Source organism: Micromonospora pisi (assembly GCF_003633685.1).
Classification (GTDB): domain Bacteria; phylum Actinomycetota; class Actinomycetes; order Mycobacteriales; family Micromonosporaceae; genus Micromonospora_G; species Micromonospora_G pisi.
Genome location: NZ_RBKT01000001.1, coordinates 5,639,822 through 5,651,195, shown reverse-complemented (window position 1 = coordinate 5,651,195; position 11,374 = coordinate 5,639,822). Strand labels below are relative to the sequence as shown.

Annotated in this window: 13 protein-coding genes; 2 read left to right on the top strand and 11 right to left on the bottom strand. The window is 72.0% G+C overall.

Translation table 11 applies throughout. The annotated features are described in order from the left end of the window. Positions 1-23: 23 nt before the first annotated feature. The 5 genes from rdgB to BDK92_RS24195 all read right to left on the bottom strand — a co-directional run bounded on the left by rdgB (position 24) and on the right by BDK92_RS24195 (position 4,672). Positions 24-638: an RdgB/HAM1 family non-canonical purine NTP pyrophosphatase gene (rdgB, locus tag BDK92_RS24215; RefSeq protein WP_121158771.1), complete on the bottom strand. Its 615-nt coding sequence runs from the start codon at positions 636-638 to the stop codon at positions 24-26. 126 nt (positions 639-764) lie between these two features. After that, positions 765-1,493, bottom strand: a complete 729-nt coding sequence (gene rph / locus BDK92_RS24210; RefSeq protein ID WP_121158770.1) for a ribonuclease PH — start codon at positions 1,491-1,493, stop codon at positions 765-767. 9 nt (positions 1,494-1,502) lie between these two features. Further along, entirely contained in the window at positions 1,503-2,693 is a 1,191-nt protein-coding gene (locus BDK92_RS24205; protein WP_484198852.1) for a glycosyltransferase family protein, read from the bottom strand. Beyond that, the gene (locus BDK92_RS24200) at positions 2,690-3,835 is read right to left on the bottom strand and encodes a glycosyltransferase family 4 protein (protein WP_121158769.1); all 1,146 of its coding nucleotides are present in this window, start codon (positions 3,833-3,835) and stop codon (positions 2,690-2,692) included. The genes BDK92_RS24205 and BDK92_RS24200 overlap by 4 nt, the downstream gene beginning before the upstream one ends. Positions 3,836-3,925: 90 nt before the next feature. Beyond that, positions 3,926-4,672: an MBL fold metallo-hydrolase gene (locus tag BDK92_RS24195; protein WP_121158768.1), complete on the bottom strand. Its 747-nt coding sequence runs from the start codon at positions 4,670-4,672 to the stop codon at positions 3,926-3,928. 287 nt (positions 4,673-4,959) lie between these two features. Between BDK92_RS24195 and BDK92_RS38535 the strand changes: the two genes are divergently transcribed. Further along, entirely contained in the window at positions 4,960-5,682 is a 723-nt protein-coding gene (locus BDK92_RS38535) for a hypothetical protein (protein WP_147457106.1), read from the top strand. 50 nt (positions 5,683-5,732) lie between these two features. On the opposite strand, the gene BDK92_RS24180 is transcribed toward BDK92_RS38535, so the two are convergent. The 3 genes from BDK92_RS24180 to BDK92_RS24170 all read right to left on the bottom strand — a co-directional run bounded on the left by BDK92_RS24180 (position 5,733) and on the right by BDK92_RS24170 (position 7,592). Then, on the bottom strand, positions 5,733-6,698 hold the full coding sequence (locus BDK92_RS24180; protein ID WP_121158765.1) for a PLP-dependent cysteine synthase family protein: 966 nt from the start codon (positions 6,696-6,698) through the stop codon (positions 5,733-5,735). A gap of 11 nt (positions 6,699-6,709) precedes the next feature. Then, positions 6,710-7,033: a MoaD/ThiS family protein gene (locus tag BDK92_RS24175; RefSeq protein WP_121158764.1), complete on the bottom strand. Its 324-nt coding sequence runs from the start codon at positions 7,031-7,033 to the stop codon at positions 6,710-6,712. Positions 7,034-7,103: 70 nt separating this feature from the next. After that, entirely contained in the window at positions 7,104-7,592 is a 489-nt protein-coding gene (locus BDK92_RS24170) for a M67 family metallopeptidase (RefSeq protein WP_121158763.1), read from the bottom strand. A gap of 128 nt (positions 7,593-7,720) precedes the next feature. On the opposite strand from BDK92_RS24170, the gene BDK92_RS24165 reads away from it, so the two are divergent. Next, positions 7,721-8,584: an aldo/keto reductase gene (locus tag BDK92_RS24165; RefSeq protein WP_121158762.1), complete on the top strand. Its 864-nt coding sequence runs from the start codon at positions 7,721-7,723 to the stop codon at positions 8,582-8,584. Positions 8,585-8,677: 93 nt separating this feature from the next. Here BDK92_RS24165 and BDK92_RS24160 read toward each other — a convergent pair whose 3' ends face one another. From BDK92_RS24160 to BDK92_RS24150, 3 genes are all read right to left on the bottom strand, one after another. Continuing rightward, positions 8,678-9,172, bottom strand: a complete 495-nt coding sequence (locus BDK92_RS24160; RefSeq protein WP_211349657.1) for a DUF2017 domain-containing protein — start codon at positions 9,170-9,172, stop codon at positions 8,678-8,680. 64 nt (positions 9,173-9,236) lie between these two features. Further along, positions 9,237-9,527 carry an ATP-dependent Clp protease adapter ClpS gene (gene clpS, locus BDK92_RS24155; protein WP_121162531.1) on the bottom strand — a complete coding sequence of 97 codons (291 nt, stop codon included), beginning with the start codon at positions 9,525-9,527 and terminating at the stop codon, positions 9,237-9,239. A 91-nt stretch (positions 9,528-9,618) separates the two neighbouring features. Further along, a complete protein-coding gene (locus BDK92_RS24150) occupies positions 9,619-11,265 on the bottom strand; it encodes a hypothetical protein (protein ID WP_121158760.1) in 1,647 nt (548 codons plus the stop codon). Positions 11,266-11,374 lie beyond the last annotated feature (109 nt).

Here is an 11,374-nt window from a genome sequence, read left to right as displayed (position 1 = left end):
CCTTACGCGGTAGCGGTGCGGGGTCAGTTGGGCAGGAGGACCTTGGCGATCACCTTGGCCAGGGCACGCAGCGCCTTGCCCCGGTGACTCACCGCGTCCTTCTCGGCCGGGCTGAGTTCCGCGTTGGTCTTCTCCTGGCCGTCGCCCAGGAAGATCGGGTCGTAGCCGAAGCCGCCCTCACCCCGGGGCGCGCGCAGCAGGCGACCGGTCTGCCGACCGTCGACCAGGTGCTCCTTGCCACCGGGCAGGACCAGCGCCACCGCGCAGACGAACGCGGCACCCCGGTGCTCGTCCGGTACGTCGCCGACCTGGCCCAGCACCAGCTCCAGGTTGGCCCGGTCGTCGCCGTGCTTGCCCGACCACCGGGCGCTGAACACGCCCGGCATGCCGTTGAGCGCGTCAACCGCGAGTCCGGAGTCGTCGGCGACCGTCGGCAGCCCGGTGTGCCGGACCCCCTCACGTGCCTTCAGCAGTGCGTTCTCGCCAAAGGTCAGACCGGTCTCCGGCACCTCCGGGTATACCGGCAGGTCATTCAACCCGACCAGTTCGATCCGCTGTGGACCGAGCGCGCCATCCAGGATGCGCTGCAGTTCGACCAACTTCTTGGCGTTGCGGGTCGCCAGCAGCACCCGGGTCATCCGCTCTCCTCGCTCCACGGTTGTCCGGCCGTACGGCCGGGTTGGTGTATTCCACCGCCGGTCCCGCGCGTGCGGGCCGGGTCTTGCCTGCCCCGGCGGCGAACGGCCGCCGGGGGCACGCCGGTCCTACTCGGCCAGGGCCTTGCGCTGGGCGTCGGCCAGCTCCACGCAACCGAGCACCCCGAGGTCGAGCAGGGCGTCGAGCTGGTCCCGGCCGAAGACGTTGGCCTCACCGGTCCCCTGCACCTCGACGAAGTCACTGGTGCCGGTGCAGACGATGTTCATGTCCACCTCGGCGGCCACGTCCTCGAGGTAGTTCAGGTCGAGCCGGGGCTCACCGTCGACGATGCCGACGCTGACCGCGGCGACCGAGCGGTGCATCACCGACGCGGGCTTGCCGGCCAGCGCCTTGCGCTCGGCCAACCAGCCGACCGCGTCGTGCAGCGCCACGTACGCGCCGGTGATCGAGGCGGTACGGGTGCCGCCGTCGGCCTGCAGCACGTCACAGTCGAGAACGATCGAGTTCTCGCCGAGGGCCTTCAGGTCGATGCAGGCCCGCAGGCTGCGCCCGATCAGGCGGGAGATCTCCTGGGTCCGGCCACCGACCCGGCCCTTGACGCTCTCCCGGTCCGACCGGGTGGTGGTCGCCCGGGGCAGCATCGAATACTCGGCGGTGACCCAGCCGAGCCCCGACCCCTTGCGCCAGCGGGGCACCCCCTCGGTCACGCTCGCCGTGCAGAGCACCCGGGTCTGGCCGAACTCGACGAGCACGGACCCTTCCGGGTGCACGCTCCACTGCCGGGTCAACGTCACTGGCCGGAGTTCATCGGGCTGCCGCCCGTCAGGTCGTGCCATGGGGGCAGCCTATGCGTTTGGCCTCAGCTCTCCGCCCTGGGGCACCCCCGAGCGTCCGTACGCGCCGACCGGGGCGTCCGAGCGGACCGGGGCGTCGTGCGCCCGGAGGAAGCCCTCGACCGATGCGGACCAGCCGAAGCCTTCGGCCCGCGCCCGCGCCGCCGCCCGTCGTACCGGCTCGCTCCGGGCCAGCAGGGCACCGATCGCCTCGGCGAAGGCGGCACCCGTGCCGTCGGCGCCCAGCCCCGCGTCCCCGACCACCTCCGGTAACGCGCTGGCGGCGTTCACCACCACCGGCGTACCGCAGGCGAGTGCCTCCAGCCCGGCGAGCCCGAAGGTCTCCACCGGTCCCGGTGCCACCACCACGTCGGCGCTGGCGAGCAGCGCCGCGACCCGGTCCCGGTCGGGCAGGAAGCCGGTGAAGTGCACCGGCAGTCCGGCGGCCCGCTGGGCGAGCGCGCCCCGACGCGGCCCGTCGCCGACCACCACCAGGGTCGCCGGCACGCCGGCCGCCCGGAGCGCCGCCAGCGCGTCGACCGCCAGTTCGGGCCGCTTCTCCGGGGAGAGCCGGCTGCAGTGGACGAGCAGCACCTCGCCGTCGGCGACGTACTCGGCGCGTACCTCGGGGTTGCGCCGGTCCGGGTGGAACGCCTCCAGGTCGACGCCGAGCGGCACCTGGGTCAGGTTCGACGTGCCGATCCGCCGGAACTCCGCCGCGGCCCAGCCGGTGGTGCAGACGATCTGGTCGTACGTCGCCGCGCTGCGCGCGTTGAGCCGGTCGGCGAGCCGTTGGCCGAGCGGAGCCGGGGTGCCCCAGACACCGAGCAGTCCGGTGAGACTCTCGTGCGACACCATCAGCGACGGTACGCCGTGCGCGCGGGCCCAGGCTCCGGTCCAGCGCAGGGTCGACCGGTCGGAGACCTCCAGCCGGTCCGGGCCCAGCGCTTCGAGGAGCTGGCGCAGCGGGGCACGGCCGACCAGGACCCGGTAGCCACCGGTGCCGGGCACCACCGGCGCGGGCAGGGTGATGACCCGGTCCGGGCCGATCATCTCGTCGCTGGCCCGCTCCCCCGGAATCACCAGCACCGGTTCGTGCCCGGCCGCCCGGTATCCGGCGCCGAGGCAGCGCAGCGCGGTGCGCAGGCCGCCGGAGCGGGGGGTGACGAAGTTCGCCAGCCGGACGATGCGCAGCGCCGTCACGCGGCGATCCGCCGGGACGTGGCTGCACCCGAGGCGGCCAGCACCGCCCGGTAGTGGCCGACCAGTTCGTCGCCGACCGCCGCCCAGCTCCGACCGGAGACGCCGGCCCGGGCCGCGATGCCGAACGCCCGGCGGCGTTCCGGGTCGGCGGCGAGTTCGGCGACCGCCTCGGCCAGCGCCGGGCCGTCCTCCGGTGGCACCAGGGTTCCGGTGACCCCGGGTTCGACCAGGTCGAGCGGACCGCCGGCCGCGGGCGCGACCACCGGCAGGCCGCTGGCCAGGGCCTCCTGGACGGTCTGACCGAAGGTCTCGTACGGGCCGCTGTGCACGAAGATGTCCAGGCTGGCGTAGAGCTGGGCGAGCTGCTCGCCGTGCTGGGCGCCGAGGAAGAGCGCGCCGGGCAGGGCTTTCTCCAGGTCCCGCCGGGCCGGCCCGTCACCGATGACGACCAGTCGTACGCCGGGCAGTCGGGAGGTCTCGGCGAGCAGTTCGACCCGCTTCTCCACGGCGAGCCGGCCGACGTAACCGACCAGCAGTTCTCCGTTGGGGGCGAGCGCGGTTCGGATGGCCGTGCTGCGCAGCGCCGGATCGAAGCGGACACTGTCCACGCCCCGCCGCCACAACCACACCCGCTGTACGCCGTGCGCGACCAGGTCGGCGGCGGAGCGGGTGGAGGGGGCGAGGGTCCGGTCGGCGGAGTTGTGGATGTTACGCAGCCAGCGCCAGGCGGCGGCCTCGCCCCATCCGAGCCGGTAGTGGCGGGCGTACGCGGCCAGGTCGGTCTGGTAGACCGCGAGGGTGGGCAGGTCGAGCTGGCTCGCCACCGCCATTCCCCGGGCTCCGAGGACGAACGGGCTGGCCAGGTGGACCACGTCCGGGGCGTGCTCGTGGAGCGTGTCGGCGAGCCGGGCGGAGGGCAGGCCGAGCCGGAAACCGCGGTAGCGCGGCACCGCCACGCTCGGCACCCGCACCACCGGATAGGGGTGGTCGTCGCCGATGTCGCGGGTGGCCGACGCCGGAGCCGGAGCGATCACGATCGGGGTGTGACCCCGGCGGACCAGGTGCTCGGCGGCGCGGACAACGGAGTGCGCCACACCATTGACATCAGGTGGGAAGGACTCCGTGACGATCGCGATGCGCATGCGCTCACCGTGGAACCCGTGCGGGTGCGACGGGCGACGGTCAGCTGACCGTCCGGCAAACAGTGCCGCACAAGATGTCGCCGTCGATGGCTAGATGTCGTACCGGGCGCCGGGTCGGGCGATTTCCACCGGTCCGGCGAACGCCGACGCCGCGGCCTCGTGGGTCAGCGCCTCACTGCCCCAGGCGCTGACCAGGTGGGTCAGCACCAGGCGTCCGACCTCCGACTTGGTGGCGATCTCCCCCGCTTCGCGCCCGGTCAGGTGCAGGTCCGGCGGGTTGTCCACGCCGTCGAGGTAGCTCGCCTCGCAGAGGAAGAGGTCCGCGCCGTGGGCCAGTCGCAGCAGCGCCTCGCAGGGGGCGGTGTCGGAGGAGTAGACCAGCGAGCGGCCGTTGTGCTCCAGTCGTACCCCGTAGGTCTCGACCGGGTGGTTCACCCGGTCGACGGTGACCGAGAACGGCCCGATCGGGAAGGTGCCGGGTTGCAGGCCGTAGAAGGTGTAGACGTCGTCGACGGTCGTCTCTTCCTGGCTGTACGCGGCGGCGAGCCGGTCCGGGGCGCCGGCCGGGGCGTAGACCGGCAGCGGTGGATAGGGGCCGTCCGGGGCGTACCGGCGCACCACGACGTAGGTGACCGCGTCGAGGATGTGGTCGCAGTGCAGGTGGGTGAGGACGATCGCGTCGACCGCGTGCAGTCCGGCGTAGCGCTGCAGGGCGGTGAGTGAGCCGGAACCGAAGTCGACCAGCAGTCGAAATCCGTCCGCCTCGACCAGGTAGGCCGAACACGCCGCCTCGGGACCGGGAAAGCTCCCGGCACAACCCAGAACTGTCAGTCGCATCCGGTCGTCCTGAAGTTACCGATGGTCACGGACAGGCCGCCGACCAATGTGTAGACGATCTTCGTCGGCGCCTCTGTCACGGTGCGCAGCCTACGCTCCGACACCGGGACGCAAGAAAAAACTCGTGCTTGTTGTCGCCAAGGTGACACCGGTCCGACCTCCGCCCCACACCTGGGCCGAACGACTTCACCGACCCCGCCGTTACGCCCTGTCACGCCTGACCGTTGCATCAGGTGACGAGGTCCGCCGGTCCCGGCGGGCAATGACCTGGACCAGGACGGTGCACCGTGCCCTCCGAAGCTGACACCACGGCAGCCGGCGCCCAGTGGGCGGCCACGCCGACGATCGCTGTCGGCACCGTGCCGCTGGTGGCGACCGGATCGATCCGACCGGCGACGCCCGCCGATCATGCGGTCGCCACGCTGCCGGGCGGGCCCGCGCGCCCGATCGCGCCCGCCGCCGCGACGGCATCCACGGCGTCCACCGAGACGAGGCCGCCGGTCGGCGCGACGGCGGCGGTGGCGGTGGCGACCGCGTCGACGGGCAGCGCGACGCTGGCAGTCGCGACCGCGTCGCCGGGCGGCGCGACGGCGGCGGTCGAAACCGCGGCGACCGGCGCGTCAACCGGCGCGGCGACGTCCGGGGAGAGCAGGCCGCCGGTCGTGCGGTCGCCGCACGTACCCTGGGCCGCACCAACCGCCGACCACCCGATCTGCACCCGGCGGGCCGGCCCGCGCGGCACCAGCCGGCAGATCCTCGGGGTGTGCGGCTGGGCCACCGTCCTGGGCCTGGTCGGCCTCGCGGCCGGACTGCGCGGACTGGTCGCCGTGGTCGCGGGTCTGGCCCCGAACTGGTACGAACCAACCATCGCCGCCATGGGTCTCGGCGGGATCGCGCTCACCATGGTCGCGTTCCTCTTCATCCGGCACCCCCGACTGCCCTGGATCATGCTGAGCCTGGCCACCCTGCCGCTCGCGGCCAACCTGGCACTGACCCTCGCCGCGTTGTAGCCGGCGGTCGCCCCGAGCGGCCGTAGCACCGCCAGGGCGACCGGTCCGACTCACGCCCAGAGTTGGCCCTCCAGGGCCTCCTCGGCGTCGCCGAGGGTGCCGCCGTACGCGCCGGTCGAGAGGTACTTCCAGCCACCGTCGGCCACCACGAAGGCGACGTCGGCGCGGCGGCCGGCGCGTACCGCCTCGTGTGCCACGGCGAGCGCGGCGTGCAGGATGGCCCCGGTGGAGAAACCCGCGAAGATCCCCTCCACCTCGACCAGTTGCCGGGTACGCAGCACCGCGTCACGGGTGCCGACGGAGAACCGCCGGTTGAGTACGGTCGCGTCGTACAACTCCGGCACATAGCCCTCGTCGATGTTGCGCAGCCCGTAGACCAGTTCGCCGTAGCGGGGCTCGGCCGCGACGATCTCGATCTCGTCGACCTTCTCGCGCAGGAACCGCCCCGTTCCCATCAGGGTGCCGGTGGTGCCCAGTCCGGCCACGAAGTGGGTGATCGTCGGCAGGTCCCGGAGCAGCTCCGGCCCGGTGGTCTCGTAGTGCGCGCGCGCGTTCGCCTCGTTGCCGTACTGGAAGAGCATCACCCAGTCGGGGTGTTCGGAGGCGATCTGTTTCGCCGTCGCGACCGCCTGGTTGGAGCCACCGGCGGCCGGCGAGAAGATGATCTCCGCGCCGTACATCCGGAGCAGCTGCACCCGCTCGGCGGAGACGTTCTCCGGCATCACGCAGACCAGGCGGTAACCGTGCAGCTTCGCCACCATCGCCAGCGAGATGCCGGTGTTGCCACTGGTCGGTTCGAGGATCGTGTCGCCCGGCCGGAGCCGACCGGCCGCCTCGGCGGCCCGGACCATGTACAGCGCCGGCCGGTCCTTGATGCTGCCGGTCGGATTGCGGTCCTCGAGTTTCGCCCAGAGCCGCACCGGCGGTGCCCCTTCGGGCACCGTCGGCGACAGGCGGGGCAGACCCACCAGCGGCGTGCCGCCGCAGGCGTCGAGCAGGCTGTCGTACCGCGCCACGGCGATCTCCCTCAGCGGGCGGTGTGCGACAGGATCGCGGCCGCCGCCGCGAAGCCGAACGCGCCGCCGGCCACGGCCGGCAGGATCGTCACGGTGTCGCCGTCGGCGACCTTCGCGTCGAGGGCACCGAGGAACCGTACGTCCTCGTCGTTGACGTAGATGTTGACGAACCGGTGCAGCGCACCCTCGTCCGTGACGAGCCGGCCCCGCAGGCCGGAGTGCGTGGAGTCGAGATTGGACAGCAGCTCGGCGAGGGTGTCTCCGGCGCCCTCGACGACCTTCGCGCCGCCGGTGTAGCTGCGCAGGATGGTGGGGATGCGAACCTCGATGGCCATGGCGTTACTCCTAGAGTGCGACGGTTTCAGGGGAAGGGACTACGGACAGGGCGCTACCCGCGATCTCGGGTCAGCGGCCGGAACACTCGTAGTCGACCGTCGTCGGGCTCTGCCCGAACATGTAGGACTGCACGGCGTGCGGGTCCACCGCGGCCTCGACGATCTGGACCGGCTCCTCGGTCACCACTCCATCGACGATCCGGAACGAGCGAATCTCCTCGGAGTCCGGGTCGCGGGTGGAGACCAGCAGGTAGTGGGCACCCGGCTCACCGGCGAAAGCGATGTCGGTGCGGGACGGGTACGCCTCGGTCGCGGTGTGCGAGTGGTAGATCACCACCGGCTCCTCGTCCCGATCGTCCATCTCCCGCCACACCCGCAACTGCTCCATCGAGTCGAACTCGTAGAAGGTCATCGAGCGGGCGGAGTTTTCCATCGGGATGTGTCGGGTCGGCGTATCACTGCCGGCCGGGCCGGCGACCACACCGCAGGCCTCGTCGGGGTGGTCCCGACGAGCGTGCGCGACGATCGCGTCGCGGATCGCCCGGTCGATGCTCAGCACGGCACCAGCCTACCGCCTGTTCCGGCGCACCAACTCCGGCCACCTCATCGGGTGGGACCCCAACCGGGTTAGCCCGGCCACCGGGAGGGAAGCTGTTAGCGGAAACTCAATGCAAGGAGGGCTCCGCCATGAAGAACCGCCGCATCGGTGCGGTCGAGGTGAGCGCGATCGGGCTCGGCGGTATGCCGATGTCGATCGAGGGTCGCCCGGACGACGAGAGCCGGTCGATCCGTACCATCCACACCGCGCTCGACGCCGGTGTCACCCTGATCGACACGGCGAACGCCTATCACATACACGCCGACGAGGTCGGCCACAACGAGTCGTTGATCGCGCGGGCGCTGGCCAGCTACGGGGGCGACAGCTCGGACGTGCTGGTGGCCACCAAGGGCGGGATGTTCCGGCCCGGCGACGGCAGCTGGGGCAGCGACGGTCGACCCGAGTCGCTCCGGGCCGCCTGTGAGGCATCACTCAAGCGGCTCGGCGTCGAGTCGATCGGCCTCTACCAGCACCACCGCCCGGACCCGTCGGTCCCGTACGCGGACTCGATCGGCGTCCTGCGGGACCTGCTCGACGAGGGCAAGATCCAGATGGCCGGCATCTCGAACGCCAACCCGGCGCAGATCCGGGAGGCCCAGGAGGTCCTCGGCGGCCGACTGGTCTCGGTGCAGAACCAGTTCTCCCCCGCGTTCCGCAGCTCCGAGCCGGAACTGATGCTCTGCGACGAACTGGGCATCGCCTTCCTGCCCTGGGCGCCGCTGGGCGGCATCGCCCAGGCCGCGCAGTTGGGCAGCCGGTTCCAGCCCTTCGCCGACGTGGCCGCGTCCCGTGGGGTCAGCCCGCAGCAGATCTGCCTGGCCTGGCACCTGGCCCAGTCGCCGGTGGTCATCCCGATCCCCGGGGCGAGCCGCCCGGAGTCGATCCTCGATTCGGTGGCAGCCGCCGCGCTGACCCTGGACGACGACGAACTGGCCGCGCTCACCTTCGGCTGAGCCGCCCGCTCGCGGGCGGACAAGGAAGGGCCCCTTGTTATCGCCTGGCGATAACAAGGGGCCCTTCCTTGTCGACGTACTTTGGCGTCGGAGCTAGTCGACGAGGGCGTTGAGCAGGGACTCCTGGAGGTAGCCGAGGTAGGCGTAGACGGAGAGCTGGAAGACCCGGCTCGAGGTCGGGTCCGCCACGAGGGCCTGGTCGAGTTCGTCACTCAGGTCGGTGCCGTCCTTGATCTCCAGCCGTACGCCCATCGCCAGTCGGGCGTCGTTGAGGGCGCGGAGCCAGGCCTCGGCCGCCTCGGCATCGAGACGTACCTCACCCCCGGTCTCCGGGGGGAGCGCGGCGAGGATCGCCCCGGCCTGATCGATCTTGCCGGTCTTGAGGTCGCCCTCGGTGTAGCGGCGGAACTCGGCCGAGTTGCCCGGATCGTCGGGGTAGATGTCCGGGAAGAGCCGACCGACCACCGGATCGTCATGGTCGAAGCCGTCGGTGAGCAGTCCCACAACCTCACCGGCGACCTTACGCAGGACCCGGATCTCGTCCGTCGCGAACGTGGCCACGCAGTGCTCGCCGTACCGCCGGAACATGCTCACTCCGCTTCCCCGTCACCCTCGCCCGCTCGACCGGCCCGGTCGACCCGTTGCCCAGTCTTCACGACCGGTCGACCGTCGCCCACAGCCCGTACGCGTGCAGCTGGGAGGCATCGTGCTCCATCCGCTCCCGGGCCCCGCTGGAGACCACGGCGCGCCCCTTGTGGTGCACGTCGAGCATCAACTCCTCGGCCTTCTCACGGCTGTAGCCGAAGAGCTTCTGGAACACCCACGTGACGTACGACATCAGATTCACCGGGTCGTCCCACACGATGGTGACCCAGGCCCGGTCGGAGACCGGCACCTCCTCGGTGTCCGGCGTCTCGACTGGTGCGATCTGGGGAGCCGCCATGCCCTCCATCGTGCCACTGCGTCGCGGGAACTGTTGAACCGGAACGCCGCCGATATCCGGAACTTCGCCGTGACCGACGAACCGGCGCATCTCAGGCGAGCAGGATGCCGTGGTCGACCGCGTCGTGGAGCACCGTGCCGAGGGACGACTGGACCGCTTCGAACCGCCGGGTCAGTTCCCGGGCGAGTTCCAGCTCGACCTCCCGCAGTGCGCGCTGGAGCCAGGACCGGGCCTTGGCGACGTCGGCGTTCGAGGGGCTGCGCCAGTGCTGGTAGCAGCCGCCGGAAAGACCGGCTCCGATCGGCGGCAGCACCACGCCGCCCAGTTCACCGGGGTAGACCGCCAGCGCCGCCACCGCCGCCGCCCCGGTGACCGTGGCCACTCCGCCGGTGCTGGTGACCAGCAGTACCCGGGCCAGTTCGCGTCCGCTGCGCTCCTCGTCGAAGCCCCACCGTACGGCGACCGCCACCCGTCGCCGTACGGCCTCGTCCGGGGGTGTGCCGAAAACCCGGGTGAGGGTCTCGGCCAGGATCCGTTCCACGCCCCGGTCGGATTCGTCGACCGCCCGCAGGGAGAGCGCGTGCAGTTCCCGGTCGAGCGCCCCGGGAAGGGCCCGGCAGCCCCCGCCGAAGACGAGTTCCTGCACACAGCGGAGGTGGATGTTGGCGAGTTCGAGCGCGAGGTGCTGCCGTAGCCGGTGCGCCCGCGTGTGCACCTCCCGGTCTAGCCAGTCGGCCCAGTCCGAGTCGTGCGCGGTCGACGCGACCGGGACGGTACGGGTGGCGTCCGGGGCGACCGGGGGATGCGCGGCGACCCGGTGCATCGCCGCCGGCTCGGCCCAGTCGGTCAGCGCCCGGCGGAGATGGCCCGCGTCCTCGTGCCCGGGATCCAGGGCCAGCCATTTCGCGTCCGCCAGCGACGGGACCGCAGCCAGCAGGGCGGCCCGGTGGGCGTCGAGGATCACCTGGATCGGGTCGGTGGCGGCGTCGGTGAGCACGTACCCGATCTCCGGGTCGAGGCCGGCGGTCCAGTCGACGTCGGTGACCAGGTCGGTCTCGCCCGGGTCGGGCCAGCCGCCCGCGCCGGGCGTCACCACGAAGAAGACCTTCGCGTCGCTGCGCGCGACCTCGGTCAGCAGATCGAGATCGGGTGCGGTCAGCGCCTGCTCGGCGGAGATGACGAAGAGCAGCGCGCCGGCCCGGTCGACCACGTCGAGCAGGATCCGGGTGCCGGCCGGTCCGAGTTCGCCGGTGTGCGGGGTGTCGACCATGTCGAAGCGGCGCAGCAACGGCTCGGGAAGGGTCAGTTCGACCCGGCGGGGCGGCCGGGCGAGCGCCGGTCCGGCACCGGTCGCCTCGTTGCCGTACGGGTGGGGCTCCCGGTATCCGGGCAGGTAGGCGGAGCCGGTGATCCTCGGGCCGTGCCGGATCACCAGGAACGTCCCCTCGGGCACCCGCAGGGCGGACTCGGTGACTTCGAGCAGGGCGGCGACCACGGCATCGCGACCGCCACCGGCGGGACCGACGGCGACCACCGCGAGTGGCTCGTCGGGTACGGGGTCGATCAGCGGCTGGTCGATGCGTACGGGCTCGGGTGGGGTGGGGACGGTGGTGGAATGGTCCGGCCGCGCCGCGTACGACGTGGGCACGTCCTGACGCCGGTCCGGGCCCACCCCGGCGTCGGCGAACGTGCGAACCGGCCCGGAACCGATGTTGGTGAACCGAGGTCCGGACTCCATGCGGCGGCCTCCCTGACCAGATGGAGCGCCCGACGGATCGCGCCGGACGGGTACGAGTCCGGCATTCAGCCCCGGACGAAGAAAACGCTACGTGTCGATACCCGCACGC

Bases quoted from the DNA above. Each gene is read 5' to 3' on its own strand.
- rdgB (WP_121158771.1), bottom strand. From the start codon at position 638: ATGACCCGGGTGCTGCTGGCGACCCGCAACGCCAAGAAGTTGGTCGAA.
- rph (WP_121158770.1), bottom strand. From the start codon at position 1,493: ATGGCACGACCTGACGGGCGGCAGCCCGATGAACTCCGGCCAGTGACG.
- BDK92_RS24200 (WP_121158769.1), bottom strand. From the start codon at position 3,835: ATGCGCATCGCGATCGTCACGGAGTCCTTCCCACCTGATGTCAATGGT.
- BDK92_RS24195 (WP_121158768.1), bottom strand. From the start codon at position 4,672: ATGCGACTGACAGTTCTGGGTTGTGCCGGGAGCTTTCCCGGTCCCGAG.
- BDK92_RS24175 (WP_121158764.1), bottom strand. From the start codon at position 7,033: ATGGCCATCGAGGTTCGCATCCCCACCATCCTGCGCAGCTACACCGGC.
- BDK92_RS24165 (WP_121158762.1), top strand. From the start codon at position 7,721: ATGAAGAACCGCCGCATCGGTGCGGTCGAGGTGAGCGCGATCGGGCTC.
- BDK92_RS24160 (WP_211349657.1), bottom strand. From the start codon at position 9,172: ATGTTCCGGCGGTACGGCGAGCACTGCGTGGCCACGTTCGCGACGGAC.
- clpS (WP_121162531.1), bottom strand. From the start codon at position 9,527: ATGGCGGCTCCCCAGATCGCACCAGTCGAGACGCCGGACACCGAGGAG.
- BDK92_RS24150 (WP_121158760.1), bottom strand. From the start codon at position 11,265: ATGGAGTCCGGACCTCGGTTCACCAACATCGGTTCCGGGCCGGTTCGC.